This is a genomic window from Polycyclovorans algicola TG408, assembly GCF_000711245.1.
GTDB classification, from domain to species: Bacteria; Pseudomonadota; Gammaproteobacteria; order Nevskiales; family Nevskiaceae; genus Polycyclovorans; species Polycyclovorans algicola.
On sequence record NZ_JOMH01000001.1, the window covers coordinates 3271364 to 3288844 of the forward strand.

A 17481-nucleotide genomic window follows, 5' to 3' on the forward strand; every position below is an offset into this window, starting at 1 on the left:
GCTTTTCAGTGCTCGGGCGCGACCGGCTCGCGCCCGATGACCTGCTCACGAACGTGCTCGGGAATCCGCTCGGTTCTCTGTGTCTGGTAGTTGAACCAGACCAGCACGCCTTCGGTCACCGCGACCAGGTCATCTCCGTTGAACATCGCCGCTTCGGTGACCATGCTGCTGCCACCAAGACGGCGAATGCGAAAGCCGATGTCCAAGGACGCCGGGTGCTTCAACTGGGCAATGAAATCGCACGCCAAACGGCCGAGGATGAACCCGTACTCGTGCCAGAACTTGGGGTCGTCACGCCACAGCGACTGAAAGTAAGCCAGACGTGCGTCTTCATCGAACACGTAAAAGCGCGTGTTGTTGACGTGCCCCAACTGGTCGTGGTCGCCCCATCGCGTCGGCACCGCGTGCCAAAAACCATACTGCGCCCGGTCAATTTGCATGCGCGCCATGCCCACCTCAGGCGCGAAGACGCGCGCGGTCGATCTGCTTCACGTCGCGGCGATAACCCATCAGGTTCACGGCACCGAACACGACGCACAGGCCAACATGCAACGCGCAGAAGAAGTTGGCCTGTGGCGGATAGTTGAATGATTTGAGGCAGAACATCCAAACGAGAATCGCCGCCAGCCCCTCGAGCAGCAGCAACAGCTTGAAACTGGGCGACACGGACTGTCGCGCGGCGATGATGGTCAGCAGCAATCCCAGCGGAATGCCCGAGGCGGCGACATAACGCCAGCTCCACTCTGCCGCGATCTGCGCGTTGACCACCACGAAGTTGGGGATCCACACCAGCAACACGGCGATGGCCGCAAGCACGTACGTCAGCAAGCCCGCTTGCGCGAGGATTCGGTTCATCTTGGCCCCGACGGTGAAATTGACGCCTCGATTATAGACAGCCGCTGCCGGGCGTCAGCGCACCATATCCGCCGCTGGTCTGTACTGGCCATCTGCCAACCGACAATCTCGTCCAAGTGGCGCCCGCAACCGAGGCACACCTGATTCTTGGTGAGCTCGCACTGCTTGATACACGGTGAAGTCACCGGGTCATCCTGACGGGTTTTCATGCGCTCAGGATAACCGGAGGCCACGCTACACTTCGCCGATTCACCGGGAGAGGCGATGAAACGGATTGGATCGGTCATTGGTGCGGTGGCATTACTGCTGGCGGGCTGTGCTTCGGCGCCGGCAGAGACCCACGCCGAACGTCTGGCACTGACCGACGGCCTGGCCCAGCAATGGAACCTCAACCCCAGCAGCGCCCAAGCGTTGCAGTACTACCTCTCGGATGAGATCCGTCTGGTGCGCAGCTTTTCCGGCAACCAGCAGGGCATCAGCAGTGGCCGCCTTTTCAGCGCCGACGGCCAAACGATTGAAGAAATTGTCATCGTCCCTGGCACGCCCGGCATCCTGCTGGCCAGCGGTCCGCACTGGAAAGCCGTGAGCTTTCACCCGGGCACCTACCTTTATTTCGTCTCGAATCAACCCCGTCGCATCGTGGGCCGCCCGTTCCATCAGGATTCAGACCAGTATTTCCTCTACCTGCCCGACTGGAATGGTCGCGGCGGGACGGTGCGTCTGAATCATGCGCCATGGACAGCGGTGGGCGACAGCGTGCACGCCCACCTGTTAATCGAGCGCGAGTCGGTGTTTGAGCAGGACAGCCAACTGTATCGCCAGGAAGGCCGGACGCTCGGCAACCGCTGATTGCGCAGCTGCAAAGGGCCGCTCAGGTCATGCGGGCAGCCTGCGTCATTGACGCACGATTCACCACACTCCACCGCGACCACGCCCGCTCATGAAAATGATAGGCCACGGTGTTAACGCAGGGCTCGACGAGCGCCACGGCGCTGCTGGCAACCCAGCTGCCGGTGAGCAGGTAGGCCACCGAAAACGCCACGGTGAGATGAACGGCGGCGAAACTCAAAGTTTTGGTCATGGAATTGCCCGGCGAAATTTTAAGGGCAAACAATAATCATTCGCATAACAGTCGGCCAATCATCATTTTGAATCGTGTCCATCGGGGCGGATTATCGATGAGCCTGCGGGCCCCTGCGACTGTGCAGGCGCCTTAAACTATCGGTCAATCACTTGGTCGAGGGTCCCCATGTCTGCAGAGCGCGAGCTGTTCCGTGACAACGTCCGACGGTTCCTCGACGAGGCCGTCGAGCCGCACTATGACGGCTGGGAAAAAGCCGGCAAGTTCCCCGCCGCGCTGTACCGGCAGATGGGCGACAACGGCCTGCTGTGTGTCGACATGCCTGAAGAGTTTGGCGGCATGGGAGCGCCGTTCGAATACTCGATGCTGGTCATCGAAGAAGTGGCGCGTGGCGGATTTCTGGCCCTCGCGTCCAACCTGTCCGTGCACTCCGACATCGCCGCGCCCTACATCCTGCACTTGGGCAACGACCATCAGAAGGCCAAGTACCTGCCGCGCATGGCCAGTGGTGAGTGTATTGGCGCCATCGGCATGAGCGAGCCGGGCGCCGGATCCGACCTGCAGGGCATCAAAACCAACGCAATGCCGCAGCCTGACGGCGATGGTTTTGTCATCAACGGCTCGAAAACCTTCATCACCAACGGCCAGCACGCCGGCGTGGTGGTGCTGGCGACCAAAACCGACCCGCGTGCCGGCGCCAAGGGGACAACGCTGTTCACGCTGGATACCTCACTGCCGGGCTTCAAGCGCGGTCGCAACCTTGAAAAAATCGGCCAGCACGCGGCGGACACCTCGGAGTTGTTCTTCGATGACATCAAGGTCGGCGCCGACGAAGTGCTCGGCCGCGTGGGCGGCGGCTTCGGTCACATGGTCGACGAGCTTCCGCGCGAGCGGCTCGCCCTTGCAGTCAGCGCGGTGGGCCACGCCGATGGCGCGCTGGATCGCGCCATCGAGTACACCACCACGCGCAAGGCGTTCGGCCAGGCGTTGGCCAGCTTTCAGAACACCCGCTTCGAGCTGGCCAAGTGCAAGACCGACATCGAAGTGCACCGCGCCTTCGTCGAAAAGTGCAACGCGCTCTACGCCGAGGGCAAGCTCGACGTGCCGTTTGCAGCCATGATCAAACTCGCCACCACCGAGATGGAAGGCCGCGTGACCGACGCCTGCCTGCAACTGTTTGGCGGCTACGGCTACATGGCCGAATATCCCATCAGCCGTTTCTGGACTGACGCACGCGTGCAGCGCATCTACGGCGGCACCTCGGAGATCATGAAGGAGGTGATCGCGCGGTCGCTCGTCGGTCGCTGATCGCCACAAAAAAGCCCGCAACCGGTCACCGGTTGCGGGCTTTTTTGTGGCCAGCACCTCAGAAGTTGTAAGTCACATTGACTGCGGCGTTGTCGCGGTCACGCCGGGTGTTGAACTGCCCGCCGCCCCAGAACCACTGGTACTGGAAACGCACGCTCAAATCCTGTCCGATCACCACATTGGTCGACAAGATCGCTTCCTTGCGACCCTCGACAAAATTCTGCGACGGGAATGGCGCGGTGCCGCCCACGTCCCAGCCGGCAATCAACTGCGGAAAGTAATTGAAGCCAAACAGCCTGCTGTTGTACTCACCCCGGATGATGGTGCGCAGCCCCCAGGAGAACGGCGTGGCAAAGCCGTCGGTCTGTTGCGTCGGGTTGAGCCTGCGCGTGCACTCCTCCACCGGCGCATCGGGCGTACCGCTGCAGTCGGCACCAGGGCTGGCGTGGGTACGGTTGATATAACCCGTCTCAAACTGCAGCACGTCGCGACTCGGCATGCCTTGCACATAGGTGGCGCCCACCTCGGCAATGATCAACAACTGGTCGGCGCCGATGGGGTTAGACGACAGGCCACGAATACCGGTAAGGCCCATCTGGTGAACCTTCATCTCTTCCCACCCGTTGATGACTTGCCCCGGCGCCACCCGCTCGTCTCCGCGATAACGTTGCAGAAAGCTGGGAATGCCGTCGGCCGAGGACGGAAACGTCGAGGCGCCCAATTCGGCCAGCGCCCCAAGGTCAGCCAACCCCAGGTCGGGGCCGAATGGCGCCAGAGCGCCAAGCAGGTCCCCTGCCACCGGCAAGGCGTCAATCTGACCCACCGGGAACGCCGGCTGCAGCCCGTAGAAAATGACATCCGTCAATTGCACGAGCAACGGCAGGTTCGGCCGGTAAACGTACTCACCAGCAAGCGACCAGCGCCCGGCGTTGGTATTGAAGCTGACGCCGTACATCTGGATGTCTTCGGGGTAAAAAAGGCTGGCCTGAAGCGTGTCGATGGGCAGCGGCTCGCGCTCGGGATTGTTCTGGTCCTGGCGCCCCAGCAGGGCCCCGTTGAACCCCTGACAGTCGGCCACGGCCTCCAGCAGGTTGGTCGAGTCGGCACGGCCGTTGGTCTCAACCCGCAGACAGGACGCATCGGTGGCGGTGACCTGCGCCAGCGGCAGACGGCTGTGGTAGTTCATCGCATACGCGTTGAGCTCGGTGCCGCCATTCAGCCACTCGGCGTAGTAGCTGATCTTGGCGCCGAACTGGCCGCTGTCGCGCGGGTCGATCTCGGAACCCAGCCGGGTGGTCGCCGAGCTGCTGGAAATCTGCCCCAACGCACCGGCGAAACGGAATTCCTGATTCGGGTCCTCGCCAAACTGACCCAGCGACACGGCCGCAAAGTCGCCTTCAATCAAATCCAGGTCTGAGAAGAACTGACCGCGCGCATCGGGTTGCGCCGGCTTCCACTGCAGCTGGTAAAACACCTCGGCCGACAAGCTTGGTGCCAGCTCGATGCCCAAGGTCACCAGCGGCACCGGCAGGAAAATCTCGTTGAACTCGACCCCGGGAAAACGCAGAAAGGCCTGGTTGGGCGGGCTCACCTCATTGATCGAGTTGATGGCCACCAGGGTACTTTCGCCCCACCGCAGATACTGATTGCCGATGGTGAAATTGACGAACCGCTCACCGAGTAAAAACTCGCGGGAGATGAACGCCTCAAAAAGCTCGACGCCCAAAGCGCTGACGTCCTCAACCCGGCCAGGCCGATCAACCCGCGCGGGCTGAAAGCGCGTGTCGGTATTGCGCTCGCGAAAATCAACATTAAGCGGGTCGTAAAAGGCCAGCGCACGAAACCGGCCGAACCATTCGCCCAGCTCAAACGACCAGTCGGTACTGAGCTTCAGCGGGGCCGAGATCAGGTCGTGCTTCTGGTAGTTGAGGTTGCCGTCATCCTGATTGACGCCGCTGAACGCGCCTGGCGCACCGATCAGCCGTTGGTTGGGGGCCGGATCGCCCGACAGCGAGATGCAGTTGTCAAAACATAGATCCTGTTGCCCCGGCACGTTGGTCTTGCCCAGCAGATCAGTGGCCGGGTCCTGCATGCGAACGCCCAAGCCCCCACTGACAAAATTTTTGCTGGTGGCCGAGAACAGGCCCCACTCCACTTCGAAGGCTGCCGCTGGCAAAGACGACAGCAGCAGCGCTGCGGCGACCGACAGTCCGCAACATTTCATGGCTTTCTCCCTCATTATTGTGTGATTCTGCTGCCGTGGCACGCGCCCACCACACTTCATTTTGCCGGGCAATATGTGCTAAAGGTATCAGCGCTCGCTGATAGTGCAACACTATTTATTGTCATTCACGTTGGCGGCAACGCCACCCCACTGCGTCTGTGAAATCCATTACAACTCGAACGATGCGGGATTCAGGACAACTGCTGCTGCTGGTGCACACCGGACTGGTCAAGGCCGGATATGACGTGGACGCAATCTACCGCGAGCTGGGGTTCCAGGCCGAGGGGTTGCCGTTCAAGGAGATCCGCATGCACCACCCGATGCAGGTGGTGTTCTGGGAGACGGTGGAATCGCTGACCGGCGAGCGTGACATCGCATTAAAAATCTGTCCGCACCTGCCACCGTATCGCGCCGAGGTGCTCGAATACCTGATGTATTCCAGCCCAACAATGGGTGAAGGCTGCAACCGCGCCTTCAAATACCTGCGGTTGGTCAGCGATGCCCTCAACGTGCGGGTCGAAAATGCGCACGGCCCGGCACGATTGGTCATCGTCAGCTCGCCCGAGCGCACGCCGGTGCTGCGACACACTGAAATCTGCGCAGTCTGGAGCATCATCCAGTTCGCCAAAACTGCGACCGAGGGCGCATTTCAGCCCACGGCGATTCGTCTGAGCTACGAACAGAGATCGCCAATCACCGACTACGAAAAGCTGTTCGGCTGCCCGGTGGCGTTCAACGCCCCGCATTGCGAGATTGATTTTCCTGCCGGCCTGCTCGACTGGACTTCGCCCCGCTGGGACCCCGACCTGCTGCGCGTCCACGAAGAAGTTGCCGAGCGCCGCCTGCTGAGAATCGAGCGCCAGGACCTGATCGAAAAGGTGGAGGCGCAGATCGCGCTGCGTCTCGAAACCGAACAGTGCGAACTCGAACCCATCGCCCGCGCTCTGGGCCTCAGCGAGCGGCGACTGCGCTTTGAGCTGTCGCAAGCCGGCACCAGTTTCACCCAGCTATTGGCCGACTTTCGTTATCGACTGGCGCGGCGGCTATTGGCACAGACCCATGAAACCATCGATAACATCGTTTACCTCACCGGATTCTCAGAACCCAGCACCTTCTACCGCGCCTTCAAACGATGGTCGGGGCTGACGCCGGTGCAGTATCGAGACCAAAAGAAGGGGGCAGAACCCGCCAGCCGCCCCACCGCCAAACGTCGCGCCTGACGCGCACGCCGGTGCCAGATTTTCATTTCAGGAGAAGGTTCATGAAGTCACAAACACTGTTGCTACTGGCGACTTGCGGCGCGGCCTGCCTCAGTACGCTGGCCATCGCCGGGGTCAGCGCCGAAGAGGCCGAGCGTCTGGGCAAAGACCTGACGCCGGTCGGCGCCATTCACGCCGGCAACGAAGACGGCAGCATCCCGGAATGGACCGGCAAAGCCAACTTCCCGCAAGAAACCATCGACATGACGCGCGACGAGCTTGAACGCCTGCGCTCCCAGGAGCCTGACGAGCTGGTCGCCCAGTTTCGTGGCTCAATGGACGAAGACCTGCAGAAGCCGATCTTCACCATCACTCGGGAGAACCTTGATGAGCATGCTGACCTGGTCACCGAGGGTCACAAGGCCATGTTTGCGGCCTACCCGACCTTCAAAATTCCGGTCTACCCCACCGTCCGGACCGCGTTCTTCCCTGACAAAATCTATGCCGAAACCAAGTTGAACGCGACGCGCGCGAGCCTGGAAGGTACCGACAACGTCAAGGACGCCGTGCTCGGTTTCCCGTTCCCGATTCCGCAGAGCGGCGCCGAGGTGATCTGGAACCACAAACTGAAGTTTCGCGGCTCGGCGGCCAAGCGCTACAACAACCAGGCCATCGTCCAGCCCAATGGCAGCTACGTGATCACCAAGATCATCGAAGACGTCAAATTCAAGTACGCCAACCTTGAACAGCAGGACGAGCGCTCCAGCAAAATCATTGCCTTCTACTTGTCGACCACCATCGCCCCGCCCCGCGTCGCTGGTCAGTTGACCTTGGTGCACGAGACCGCCGACCAGGCCTCGGGTGGCCGCGCCGCATGGCTGTTCTCGCCCGGCCTGGGCCGCGTCAACCGCGCCCCGGATGTCGGCTATGACAATCCTGCGGTGGGCACCGACAACGAGCAGTACAACGACCAGATCGACATGTTCAATGGCGCGCTCGACCGCTTCACCTGGAAGCTGGTCGGTCGCAAGGAAATGTACATTCCCTACAACTCCTACGAGATCAACTCGCCGCTGGTCACCTACAAGGACATTCTCACTCCCAACCACGCCAACCCGGCCTACACCCGCTTCGAAAAGCACCGCGTCTGGGTCGTCGAAGCCAACCTCAAGCCCGGCACCCGGCACAACTTCGCCAAGCGCGTGTTCTACATCGACGAAGACTCGTGGAGCGTCGCGGTCATCGACAATTACGACGGTCGGGGCGAGCTCTGGAAAGTGCAGGAGGGGCACCTGTTGACTGCCCCGTTCGTGCCCACCACCACGGGCATTCCCGAGTTCATCTACGACCTGCAGTCGAAGCGCTATTTCGCGACCACTTTGGCCAACGAAGATGAAGTGACCGACTTCGACATCACCTACGAAGACCGCCACTTCGAACCCGCCAACCTCAATCGGCTGGCGCGGCGTCGCTGATCGGCAATTCGCATAAAAAAGGCCCCGAATCATCGGGGCCTTTTTTATGTGCGTCGTCGAAGTCAATCACCGCCAGGACGTAATCCGAATTGTCCCAGCGCGCGCAGGTCATCGCTCCAGTTTTCCTTGACCTTGCACCACAACTGAAGAAATAACTTGCGGTCGGTGGTGCGCTCCCACTCACGACGCGCAGCTTCGCCGATCTTGCGCAGTTGCTGACCCTTGTCACCGATGACAATGCCCTTCTGGCCTTCGCGCTCAACCCAGATGACCGCGTGAACGCGGTCCAAACGCCCTTCAACTTCCCAGCGCTCGATGCCCACCGCGGTGGCGTAAGGCATTTCCTGGTGCAGGTTGCGCACCACTTTTTCACGGATCAGCTCGGCCAGCGCGAAGCGCTGATCGTGGCCGACCACCATGTCTTCGGGATAGAACGCCGGGCCTTCGACGGCGCGGCTGAACAGTTCGTTTTCGAGCGCGTCAAGCTGCACCCGGCGCAGCGCCGACACCGGCACGATGAAGGCGAAGTCGTGCAGCGCCTGCAGGCGCTGCAGGGTGGGCAACAGGCGCGCCTTGTCGTCCATACGGTCAATCTTGTTCATCACCAACCCCACGGGCGTCTGCAAGCCCTTGAGCCGGCTCAGGACCTGCTGATCTTCGTCGGTCCAGCGGTTGGCATCGACCACGAACAGCACCACATCAACCCCTTCAAAGGCCGAGTAGGCGGCCTCGTTCATCATGCGGTTGAGTTCGCGCTTGCCGTCGCCGTGAATGCCTGGCGTGTCAACAAATACCAATTGGCCGCGCGGGTCATGGACCACACCCTGAATCTGATGCCGGGTGGTCTGCGGTTTGTGGCTGACGATGCTGACCTTCTGCCCGACCAGCGCATTAACCAGTGACGACTTGCCCACGTTGGGGCGTCCCACCACGGCAATCATGGCGCTAAGCATGGGGTGAATTCTCGGTAAGTTGTTGCAGCAGCCGTTCGGCCGCCTGTTGTTCGGCATTACGCCGCGAGCCCGCCGTGGCTTCGGCCTGCTCGTCGGTGTCGGTGAGGATGCAGCGTGCGACAAAGGTTCGGCGATGCGGCGGGCCGGAGGCGTCGATGACCCGGTAAATCGGCAAGGCGCGTCCAGTGGACTGCAGCCACTCCTGCAAGCGGGTCTTGGGATCTTTGAGCGTTTCAGGGTCTGGCAGGTCGGCCAGAGACTGGTCGAACCAGCGGAGACAGCTCTGCCGGGCGGCATCGAAACCGCCATCGAGGTAAATCGCCGCAAGAATCGCCTCGACCGCATCAGCGAGAATCGAATCGCGTCGCTGCCCGCCCGACTTACGCTCGCTCTCGCCGAGCCGCAGGTGCGGGCCGAGGTCAAAATGACGGGCCAGATCACACAAGGTCGCTTCACGCACCAGACTCGAACGCAGACGCGACAGCGCGCCCTCGTCGTGACGTGGGTTTTGCAGATAAAGCGCCTCGCCGATCAGTGCATTGAGCAGCCCATCACCGAGAAACTCCAGGCGCTCGTTGTCGATGCCGCCCATCGAGCGATGGGTCAGAGCTTGCAACAACCTTTGCGGATCATTGAAGCGATACCCGAGGCGCGACTGAAGGCCGTCGAGTGCCGTCAACGCATCGGGCCAGAAATCGGCACGTCGGCGCCGAACTCCAGCACCAGCGATACGTTGGCAAACAAATGCCGCCGCGCTTCGTAGTCGTAGCTCAAGCGGCGGCCATCGGCGGCACGCACCACTTTGACGTCGCGCGGCGTGAGGTCATCAATGTCTTCGATGTCCCAGTAGCGCTGCAATGAGCTGCGGATCTCCGTCACCGAGGCCGGAGCGTCCATTGCCACCGCGCTGACCGCACGGCTGATCTTCATTTGATTGAGGTAAATCGGGATGCACTTGAAGGCAATCAGCATCACAAAGCCCAGTCCGGCGAAAACGAACAGCAAGCCAAACCAACCCAGTCCACGCTGCCGATGACGATTGATCATGTTCAGGCCCTAGCGAATCCGCATACCAATACGGCTGAAATCAACGCGATTGTTCTCGCCGTCCCAGCTCATCCAGATGAAAAATGCCCGGCCGACCAGATTGGCCTCGGACACCGTACCCCAGCCGCGCGAGTCATCACTGCCATCACGATTGTCGCCCATCACGAAATACTCACCCGGCGGCACGGTGAAGTCGAATGACTGACCGCGCCGGTCGTTGGTGAGAATGATCTGGTGACTGCCACGATCGGCCAGCGCTTCCTCGAACCGCTCGATTCGGCCCACCGGACTGCTGAACGCGCCATCTTGTTCCTGAATAACGCGCTCGCCATTGATGATGAGCTGCTTGTCGCGGTACTGGATGCGGTCCCCCGGCAGGCCGATGACACGCTTGATGAAATCCTTGGACGGGTCCACCGGCCAGCGAAACACCACCACGTCGCCGCGCTGCGGCTGCCCGGCGAGCGGCAGCAATTTATGGTGGGTCACGGGTTCGCGCAGGCCATAGGTGAATTTGTTCACCAGGATGAAATCCCCCACATTAAGCGTCGGGATCATCGACCCCGAAGGAATGCGGAACGGCTCGACAATCCACGCGCGCAACACCAGCACGATGATGATCACCGGGAAGAACGAGCGGCAGAACTCAACCACACCGTTGGCTTTTTCGGCACCGCCGGATGCGCGACGTGCAGGGGCAAAGCGCCAGGTTTCCAGCGCCCACACCACGCCGGTGATCGCGGCCGCGATGCTCAAGAACACCATGAAATCCCAATGAAACTGCGACATCAATGACTCCACGACCCGCGACTGTTTGAGAAAACCGCTGCTATTTGCGCCGGTCAATGCCCAGCACGGCCAGGAAGGCCTCTTGGGGAATTTCGACGCTGCCGACCTGCTTCATGCGCTTCTTGCCTTCTTTCTGCTTCTCGAGCAGCTTGCGCTTGCGCGACACGTCGCCGCCGTAGCACTTGGCAATCACGTCTTTGCGCAGCGCCTTCACGGTGCTGCGCGAGATGATCTTTGAGCCGATGGCGGCCTGAATGGCCACGTCGAACATCTGCCGGTGAATCACCTCCTTCATCTTTTCGCAGAGGTCACGGCCGCGGTTGTACGAGGTGTCCCGGTGCACGATGCTGGCCAGCGCGTCGACCTTTTCGCCGTTAACCAAGACGTCGAGGCGCACCAGGTCAGCGGCCTGGAAACGGACGAACTCGTACTCGAAGCTGGCAAATCCGCGCGAAACGCTTTTGAGGCGGTCAAAAAAATCAACCACGACCTCGGCCATGGGCATCTCGACTTCCATCTGCACCTGAGCGCCGAGATAGCGCAGGTTTTTCTGCACACCGCGCTTTTCCATGCACAGCTGCATCACCGAACCGACATGCTCCTGCGGCATCAGCACCCGGGCATTGATGATGGGCTCGTTAAGTGAGTTGTACTCGCCCGGCGTCGGCAGGTCAGACGGGTTCTCGATCTTGGTCACCGAGCCATCGTTCATCAGCACTTCGTAAACCACTGACGGCGCGGTGGTGATCAGGTTGAGGTTGTACTCGCGCTCCAGACGCTCCTGCACGATTTCCATGTGCAGCATGCCGAGAAACCCGATGCGAAACCCAAAGCCCAGCGCACTGGAGCTTTCCGGCTCGAACTGCAGTGCAGAGTCGTTCAGCCGCAGCTTCTGCAGCGACTCGCGGAAGTCCTCAAAGTCGTCGGCATCAATGGGGAACATGCCTGCGAAGACGCGCGGCTGCACCTTACGAAAACCCGGCAGTGGCCCTGCACAAGGCTTGCCAGCATCGGTGACGGTGTCGCCGACCGGGGCACCGAAAATCTCCTTGATGCCCGACACCATGAAGCCGACTTCACCGGTGTTGAGCCGGTCTTTCACGACCCGTTTCGGGGTATGGACGCCCAGCACGGAGACTTCATGGTCACGACCGGTGGTCCAGATGCGAATCTTCTGACCCTTGCGCAGCGAGCCGTTGATGATGCGCACCAGTGACACCACACCCAGATAAGGGTCGAACCACGAGTCGGCGATCAGCGCCTGCAACGGGGCATCCGGATCGCCCTGCGGCGCCGGCAACTTCTCGATCAGGCTTTCGAGTACGGCTTCGACGTTGAGGCCGGTCTTGGCCGAAATACGCAGCGCATTTTTAGCTTCGATGCCGATGACCTGCTCGATCTCGTCCGCGACGCGTTCCGGCTCGGCGTTGGCCAGATCGACCTTGTTCAGCACCGGCAGCACTTCGAGGTTTTGTTCCAGCGCGGTGTAGCAGTTGGCCACCGATTGCGCTTCAACGCCCTGCGAGGCATCGACCACCAGCAAGGCCCCTTCGCAGGCTTCCAGCGAACGCGAGACCTCGTAGCTGAAGTCAACATGCCCGGGGGTGTCGATCAGGTTGAGCTGGTAGGTTTTGCCGTCGGCGGCGGTGTAATCCAGCGACACCGCCTGCGCCTTGATGGTGATACCCCGCTCGCGCTCGATCGGATTGCTGTCGAGCACCTGCTCCTGCATCTCGCGGAGCTCAAGCCCCTTGCAGATCTGGATGAAGCGATCCGCCAAAGTCGACTTGCCGTGATCAATGTGCGCGATGATGCAAAAGTTGCGGATATGCGAAATGGTTTGCTTCATTAGGGCCTGTTGACAATCAGCGTATCGCCGCAGCCGGGTCAGCTCTGACCCTGGGGACTGACTATGGACGACGCGCAGTATACCGAAGGGGTTTGTAAAGCCTGTCGCCTGCAGGGCGACCGCAGCAGGCTCAACGCAGCGCCGGAGGCAACCGCGTCGCGTCGAACGCGCCGCTCATCAACAGCAGGCCATTGGCATCGAGCACCACCGGGATTTTCAGCCCGTAGCGGCGGCGCCAATCGTCACGCTCGTCAACGTCGTGCCAGACAAGCTCGGCGCGCCCTTGCAGATGTTGCTGCAACGCAAAGCCCAGGTGCTCGCACAATTCGCAATCGGGCCGCGCCAGCACGGTCAACGTGACGGTCATGGACGGCGCGGCATGTCGAGCGTCAGGAACAGCGGCGAGCCGCGGCGCTGCACCAACAGCGGCACCGAGGCCTCCGGGGTGAGTCGGTCAACCACTTCGTCAAAGCGCTCAGGCGAGTTCACCGCCTGCCCGTTGACCTGCAGCAGCAGGTCGTCGATCCGCAGACCGGCCCTGACCGCCGATTCGCCATCGACACGCACGATGCGCACCCCGCCGCTCATCAACGGAATGCTGTTGCGCTGTCCGGCATCAAGGGCCGCAACGGCAATACCCAGCGGGTTGTCGCCCGACCCTTCTTGGCGTTCTGCGCCATCGGCGCGCTCGGATTCGCGCGGCTGCGGGGTGCTGGACGGTGTGCCCGGGGCGCCCCAAAGCGACGGTGGCGGCTGCGTGGCGGCTGCGCGCGGCGCCTCTGGCTCGGTCTCACCCAGCTCAACCCGTATCTGCACGGGACGACCGTCGCGAAGCAGCTCGATGTTGACCATTGCCCCGGGCGTCAATTGGCCAATCAGCAGCGGCAATTCACGCGAACCGCGCAGGGGCCGACCGTCGATTTCCAGCACCACATCACCGACCCGCAAGCCTGATTCGGCAGCCGGCGATGCGCGCGTGACCTCAGTGATCTGCGCACCGGTGACGGTGTCCAGCCCCAGCGCGTCGGCGGCCGCGGCATCCAGGCCCTCAACCACCAGCCCCAGCCAAGCGCGGCGCACCCGGCCATGGTCGCGGAGCGCTTCGGCCGAGCGTAGCGCAACATCAATGGGGATGGCGAACGCCACCCCGGTCGCGGCGCCCTGCCGGTCCGCCAACATTTGCGTGTTGACGCCCACCACCCGTCCAAGTGCGTCAAACAGCGGGCCGCCCGAGTTGCCCGGACTGATGACGGCATCGGTCTGCAGGTAAGGCACGTAAGGGTCGTCAGCAAGGCTGCGCGCCTTGGCCGAGAGTACGCCGGTGGTCACCGTATGGTCGAAGCCGTAAGGCGCCCCGACGGCCACCACCGCCATGCCGACGCGCAACGGCGTCGCATCGGCCACGGTCACCGCCGTCAGGTCGGGGGCATCAATCTTCAGCAGGGCCAGATCGCTAGCCTGATCGACGCCGATCAGCCGCGCAGGGTATTCGTGGCGGTTGTGCAGCTTCACGACGACCCCCTGCGGCGCGTGCGCAACAACATGGGCGTTGGTAATGATGTGGCCGTCCGCGAGCCAGACGAACCCACTGCCGAGCGATTGACCGGCACCCTGGCCAGGTGCGGGCACGGCGCTGATGTTGACCACAGCCGGCAACAATGTTTCGACCAGGTCGGGCAGTGCCGGCGGCGACGGCTCACGCCCGCAGGCGCTTAGGGCCAGGATGACCAGCGGCAACAACCACCGCAGCGCAATGGCTCTAAGGGAAGAGGACAGGTGGAACATCACCCCATTATCAGCGGCAGACAGGCGCCGCGTCGAACGGCCGGGTTTCGCCGGCCAGGCTCGGATGTTCAGCGGGGCGCGTCGATCGGTGCGCAGGGATCGTCACTGCGCGCCGGTCCAAGAATACGCGGCTGCGTTTGGCCCAGTGCCTGCCAGTGTTCGCCCAGCCAGCGGGTCACCAGAAAACCACCGATGAGGCCGATGGCTGCAAACGCGGCCACCAGCAGGTCATGCGCGCCGAGCAACTGGTGGGCGAAGGCGCCGGCCGCCAACAATCCGGCGATCGGCAAGGCAAAGATGGCCAGCGCAGCTTTCATCAGCGCCCCTTCCTCAACGCCGACGCGGACGACTGCCCCCACCGCGGGCGTCGCGCCGATGCAGGCCACGGCAATGTCGACCCGCCGACGGCTGACCAGCCGGCCGATCACCCCACCACCGCAGCCCTGGCCACGCTGACAGCGGGCACAACTTTCGCTGGCAAAGGGCTTGACCCAGACCTGGCCGTCTTCGACACGACTGACGACGGCGCGTTCTTCAAGCATCAGGGGCGCTGCGCGTCGTTGCTCAGACGCTGGGAGGTGCCTTCGGCGATGACCTGTACGGTTCTCGACGGCACTTCGCCGACCACCGTGATCTCCACCGAGCCGACGATCTGCCGATAGGCGTGCATGGCGCCGACGGCCGTGGCCGAGTGTGGCATCGACGCCGCACGTCGCTCACCCACATTCTGCCGACCGAAAATCGACACGAAGGTCAGGCCATCAGAAATAATCCAGTGGCGCAGAGTGCCACTGCCACCCGGCAAGTCGCGCTGCGTAAACATCACGACCTCAAAGCCTTCGGGAATCGACACCAGACTCAGCTGCGCGTCAGATGTTCCGGCGCCGGGCAACACCGCACCCGCCTGGCTGCCCAGAGACTGAATCTGATCTTGTGCGATGGACTGATACCCCTGGTCAAGCTGAGGGGTAATGTCGAACACGTCGTCGGCGATCGCGTCGGGGAAACGCACCTCGGTAAACATGATCTGCTCGATCGCCTTGCCGTCGCTGCCCTTGAGTAGCACCTTGAGCGGCACCTTGGTCTCCTTGTCGGCCCATACCTCGTAGCCATAGCGCAGCGGATCGTGCGGCGTGATCGACATGCCTTCACAGCGGCGTCCCGCAATCCGTTGTTCGCCCAACTCCGAAAGGATGTAACTCTTCTCAATACGTTGCAGCTGCGCCTCGTCAAGCCTGGGGATCATCGACTGCGGCACCCCGTGCAGCGCCGAAGATGGCAGGCGGTGACCCGGCGGCACGAGGCAGATGACCTTGTCGCCACGGCGCACGACCTCGCGCTGTTCGCCGGTCAGGGTCTGAAGACGCTCACGCGCTTCGCCGTTCTTGTAGCGGTGGGTGACGCGGAACGAGTCAATGCTGTCGCCGCTGCGATACAGGAGCACGCCCTCGAAATTGCTTTGCCGCTGAGCCTCGCTGACATCGACCAGCCAAGCTCTTTTGTCGTCAATGGCGGCAACCCGAACGGGGATGAGCGCAACGGCGCAAACCACCACCAGCAGGGCACCGCGATGCCTCAAGGCCGAGACTCCTCGAAAGAGACGTTACTGGCCATCACGTCAAACTGCGCTTGGCGGAGGGTGCTGCCCATGCCGCGAGAGCCAGCGAACTGGTGATGCTCCATCAGGTATTCATTGAGTAACCACCGGTCACGGGCTGCCGTATCCACTGGCATTTGCGACACGCGACTGTCGGGCAACTGCGCAATCTGGGCGGGTGCAGGCCGCTCGGTTGTGACGTCGGCAAAACCGGGTGTTTCGCTGACCGCCGCCGGGTTGCTGACCAACATCCAGCCCAGCGCGACCGCGCTGACTGACGCGGCAGCACCGGCAGCGGCCCATGCCGAACGGCGGCGCCGACGCGGTGCCTGCGCCACCCGCACGCCAGGCTCAGGACGCGGTTTGGTGGCCGGCGCCAGCATGACCGGCGGGGCCTCCATCGAGATTGATTTCATCACGGCGTTGGACCAATCGGCCGAGACCCGGCCGACGCGCGCACCGCCCATCGACGCCTTGACGGCCGCCCAGGTTTGCCAACGCTGAACGGCTGCCGGGTCGTTGGTCAGGTCGGCCAACAGCTGATCGAGTTCCTCGGACGTACATTCGCCATCGAGGGCGGCGGAGAGCATTTCGTCATTTTTCATGCAGACATCCCAGGCAGAGACATATGTTGGGTGAACGGATTGTGAACCGATTGATCAGTCATTGCGCATCAGGGGTCCGACGACGGCATCGATGGCTTCCCGTGCCCGGAAAATCCGCGAGCGGACGGTTCCGATCGGACATTGCATGACCTCGGCAATCTCTTCGTACGACAGGCCTTCAAACTCTCGGAGCGTGATGGCGCGTCGCAGATCGGCGGGCAATGCGGCAATCACGTCCATGACCTTCTGCTTGATCTCATCGGACAACAAGTTGGCTTCTGGCGTATCAACGTCGCTTAGATGTTCGGTATGGCCATAAAGTTCGGCATCGGCCACATCGATGTTGTCTCGACCGGAAGGTCGCCGCCCCATCGACACCAGATGGTTTTTTGCGGTGTTGATGCCGATGCGATAAAGCCAGGTGTAAAAGGCGCTGTTGCCCTGGAAGCCACCGAGCGCGCGGTAGGCCTTGATAAACGTTTCCTGGGCCACGTCGGGCGCGTCAGCGTCGCCCACAAGTCGGGAGACCAGTTGCACGATCTTGTGTTGGTACTTCCGGAAAAGTAGTTCGAACGCTCGGACGTCCCCAGCCTGGGCACGGGCCACCAATTGCTCGTCAACGCTGGCTTCGCTCATGAATCCTTGGAAATTGAGATGACCGCCTGCTGGGATGATGTATCGCTACAATCCGAATGGAGAGATGCTTGAGGGCGG

At 61.9% G+C, this 17481-nt stretch carries 20 protein-coding genes; 4 read left to right on the forward strand and 16 right to left on the reverse strand.

Features of this window, described 5'->3' with window-relative positions:
* Positions 1–5 precede the first annotated feature (5 nt).
* The 3 genes from U741_RS0115590 to U741_RS20040 are packed head-to-tail and all read right to left on the reverse strand — an operon-like array spanning position 6 to position 1142.
* The gene (locus tag U741_RS0115590; RefSeq protein ID WP_152551641.1) at positions 6–449 is read right to left on the reverse strand and encodes an acyl-CoA thioesterase; all 444 of its coding nucleotides are present in this window, start codon (positions 447–449) and stop codon (positions 6–8) included.
* A gap of 7 nt (positions 450–456) precedes the next feature.
* Complete coding sequence (locus U741_RS0115595; RefSeq protein WP_029891376.1) at positions 457–855, reverse strand: hypothetical protein; 399 nt, start codon at positions 853–855, stop codon at positions 457–459.
* Positions 852–1142: a DUF1289 domain-containing protein gene (locus U741_RS20040; protein ID WP_366504366.1), complete on the reverse strand. Its 291-nt coding sequence runs from the start codon at positions 1140–1142 to the stop codon at positions 852–854. Before U741_RS20040 ends, U741_RS0115595 begins: the two co-directional genes overlap by 4 nt.
* On the opposite strand from U741_RS20040, the gene U741_RS0115600 reads away from it, so the two are divergent.
* Positions 1120–1704 carry a hypothetical protein gene (locus U741_RS0115600; RefSeq protein WP_029891377.1) on the forward strand — a complete coding sequence of 195 codons (585 nt, stop codon included), beginning with the start codon at positions 1120–1122 and terminating at the stop codon, positions 1702–1704. The genes U741_RS20040 and U741_RS0115600 overlap by 23 nt on opposite strands.
* 22 nt (positions 1705–1726) lie before the next feature.
* Here the strand turns inward: U741_RS0115600 and U741_RS0115605 are convergent, their stop codons facing one another.
* On the reverse strand, positions 1727–1936 hold the full coding sequence (locus tag U741_RS0115605) for a DUF2061 domain-containing protein (RefSeq protein WP_029891378.1): 210 nt from the start codon (positions 1934–1936) through the stop codon (positions 1727–1729).
* 168 nt (positions 1937–2104) lie between these two features.
* Between U741_RS0115605 and U741_RS0115610 the strand changes: the two genes are divergently transcribed.
* Entirely contained in the window at positions 2105–3244 is a 1140-nt protein-coding gene (locus tag U741_RS0115610; RefSeq protein WP_029891379.1) for an acyl-CoA dehydrogenase family protein, read from the forward strand.
* A 58-nt stretch (positions 3245–3302) separates the two neighbouring features.
* Here the strand turns inward: U741_RS0115610 and U741_RS0115615 are convergent, their stop codons facing one another.
* Complete coding sequence (locus U741_RS0115615; protein ID WP_029891380.1) at positions 3303–5468, reverse strand: DUF1302 domain-containing protein; 2166 nt, start codon at positions 5466–5468, stop codon at positions 3303–3305.
* 182 nt (positions 5469–5650) lie between these two features.
* On the opposite strand from U741_RS0115615, the gene U741_RS0115620 reads away from it, so the two are divergent.
* Entirely contained in the window at positions 5651–6688 is a 1038-nt protein-coding gene (locus U741_RS0115620; RefSeq protein WP_043110310.1) for an AraC family transcriptional regulator, read from the forward strand.
* Between the two features lie 41 nt (positions 6689–6729).
* Positions 6730–8142, forward strand: a complete 1413-nt coding sequence (locus U741_RS0115625) for a DUF1329 domain-containing protein (RefSeq protein WP_029891382.1) — start codon at positions 6730–6732, stop codon at positions 8140–8142.
* A 62-nt stretch (positions 8143–8204) separates the two neighbouring features.
* Here U741_RS0115625 and era read toward each other — a convergent pair whose 3' ends face one another.
* The 11 genes from era to rpoE all read right to left on the reverse strand — a co-directional run bounded on the left by era (position 8205) and on the right by rpoE (position 17403).
* Positions 8205–9095: a GTPase Era gene (gene era, locus U741_RS0115630; RefSeq protein WP_029891383.1), complete on the reverse strand. Its 891-nt coding sequence runs from the start codon at positions 9093–9095 to the stop codon at positions 8205–8207.
* Complete coding sequence (rnc, locus tag U741_RS0115635) at positions 9088–9774, reverse strand: ribonuclease III (RefSeq protein WP_029891384.1); 687 nt, start codon at positions 9772–9774, stop codon at positions 9088–9090. The genes era and rnc overlap by 8 nt, the downstream gene beginning before the upstream one ends.
* Positions 9771–10142 carry a DUF4845 domain-containing protein gene (locus tag U741_RS0115640; RefSeq protein ID WP_029891385.1) on the reverse strand — a complete coding sequence of 124 codons (372 nt, stop codon included), beginning with the start codon at positions 10140–10142 and terminating at the stop codon, positions 9771–9773. The genes rnc and U741_RS0115640 overlap by 4 nt, the downstream gene beginning before the upstream one ends.
* A gap of 9 nt (positions 10143–10151) precedes the next feature.
* Positions 10152–10931, reverse strand: a complete 780-nt coding sequence (gene lepB / locus U741_RS0115645) for a signal peptidase I (RefSeq protein WP_029891386.1) — start codon at positions 10929–10931, stop codon at positions 10152–10154.
* A 40-nt stretch (positions 10932–10971) separates the two neighbouring features.
* Positions 10972–12780: a translation elongation factor 4 gene (lepA, locus tag U741_RS0115650; RefSeq protein WP_029891387.1), complete on the reverse strand. Its 1809-nt coding sequence runs from the start codon at positions 12778–12780 to the stop codon at positions 10972–10974.
* A gap of 130 nt (positions 12781–12910) precedes the next feature.
* Positions 12911–13147, reverse strand: coding sequence for a glutaredoxin family protein (locus U741_RS0115655; RefSeq protein ID WP_029891388.1), 237 nt, complete (start codon positions 13145–13147; stop codon positions 12911–12913).
* Entirely contained in the window at positions 13144–14565 is a 1422-nt protein-coding gene (locus U741_RS0115660) for a trypsin-like peptidase domain-containing protein (protein WP_084154933.1), read from the reverse strand. Before U741_RS0115660 ends, U741_RS0115655 begins: the two co-directional genes overlap by 4 nt.
* A gap of 68 nt (positions 14566–14633) precedes the next feature.
* Entirely contained in the window at positions 14634–15107 is a 474-nt protein-coding gene (locus U741_RS0115665; RefSeq protein ID WP_029891390.1) for a SoxR reducing system RseC family protein, read from the reverse strand.
* Positions 15107–16144 carry a MucB/RseB C-terminal domain-containing protein gene (locus tag U741_RS0115670; RefSeq protein ID WP_029891391.1) on the reverse strand — a complete coding sequence of 346 codons (1038 nt, stop codon included), beginning with the start codon at positions 16142–16144 and terminating at the stop codon, positions 15107–15109. The genes U741_RS0115665 and U741_RS0115670 overlap by 1 nt, the downstream gene beginning before the upstream one ends.
* Positions 16141–16767 (reverse strand): sigma-E factor negative regulatory protein, encoded by a 627-nt coding sequence (locus U741_RS0115675; protein ID WP_029891392.1) that lies wholly within the window; start codon positions 16765–16767, stop codon positions 16141–16143. Before U741_RS0115675 ends, U741_RS0115670 begins: the two co-directional genes overlap by 4 nt.
* Before the next feature lie 54 nt (positions 16768–16821).
* On the reverse strand, positions 16822–17403 hold the full coding sequence (rpoE, locus tag U741_RS0115680; RefSeq protein WP_029891393.1) for an RNA polymerase sigma factor RpoE: 582 nt from the start codon (positions 17401–17403) through the stop codon (positions 16822–16824).
* Positions 17404–17481: the final 78 nt, after the last annotated feature.

Bases quoted from the DNA above. Each gene is read 5' to 3' on its own strand.
- U741_RS0115590 (WP_152551641.1), bottom strand. From the start codon at position 449: ATGGCGCGCATGCAAATTGACCGGGCGCAGTATGGTTTTTGGCACGCG.
- U741_RS0115595 (WP_029891376.1), bottom strand. From the start codon at position 855: ATGAACCGAATCCTCGCGCAAGCGGGCTTGCTGACGTACGTGCTTGCG.
- U741_RS0115600 (WP_029891377.1), top strand. From the start codon at position 1,120: ATGAAACGGATTGGATCGGTCATTGGTGCGGTGGCATTACTGCTGGCG.
- U741_RS20040 (WP_366504366.1), bottom strand. From the start codon at position 1,142: ATGACCGATCCAATCCGTTTCATCGCCTCTCCCGGTGAATCGGCGAAG.
- U741_RS0115605 (WP_029891378.1), bottom strand. From the start codon at position 1,936: ATGACCAAAACTTTGAGTTTCGCCGCCGTTCATCTCACCGTGGCGTTT.
- U741_RS0115610 (WP_029891379.1), top strand. From the start codon at position 2,105: ATGTCTGCAGAGCGCGAGCTGTTCCGTGACAACGTCCGACGGTTCCTC.
- U741_RS0115615 (WP_029891380.1), bottom strand. From the start codon at position 5,468: ATGAAATGTTGCGGACTGTCGGTCGCCGCAGCGCTGCTGCTGTCGTCT.
- U741_RS0115620 (WP_043110310.1), top strand. From the start codon at position 5,651: ATGCGGGATTCAGGACAACTGCTGCTGCTGGTGCACACCGGACTGGTC.
- U741_RS0115625 (WP_029891382.1), top strand. From the start codon at position 6,730: ATGAAGTCACAAACACTGTTGCTACTGGCGACTTGCGGCGCGGCCTGC.
- era (WP_029891383.1), bottom strand. From the start codon at position 9,095: ATGCTTAGCGCCATGATTGCCGTGGTGGGACGCCCCAACGTGGGCAAG.
- U741_RS0115640 (WP_029891385.1), bottom strand. From the start codon at position 10,142: ATGATCAATCGTCATCGGCAGCGTGGACTGGGTTGGTTTGGCTTGCTG.
- lepB (WP_029891386.1), bottom strand. From the start codon at position 10,931: ATGTCGCAGTTTCATTGGGATTTCATGGTGTTCTTGAGCATCGCGGCC.
- lepA (WP_029891387.1), bottom strand. From the start codon at position 12,780: ATGAAGCAAACCATTTCGCATATCCGCAACTTTTGCATCATCGCGCAC.
- U741_RS0115655 (WP_029891388.1), bottom strand. From the start codon at position 13,147: ATGACCGTCACGTTGACCGTGCTGGCGCGGCCCGATTGCGAATTGTGC.
- U741_RS0115660 (WP_084154933.1), bottom strand. From the start codon at position 14,565: ATGTTCCACCTGTCCTCTTCCCTTAGAGCCATTGCGCTGCGGTGGTTG.
- U741_RS0115665 (WP_029891390.1), bottom strand. From the start codon at position 15,107: ATGCTTGAAGAACGCGCCGTCGTCAGTCGTGTCGAAGACGGCCAGGTC.
- U741_RS0115675 (WP_029891392.1), bottom strand. From the start codon at position 16,767: ATGAAAAATGACGAAATGCTCTCCGCCGCCCTCGATGGCGAATGTACG.
- rpoE (WP_029891393.1), bottom strand. From the start codon at position 17,403: ATGAGCGAAGCCAGCGTTGACGAGCAATTGGTGGCCCGTGCCCAGGCT.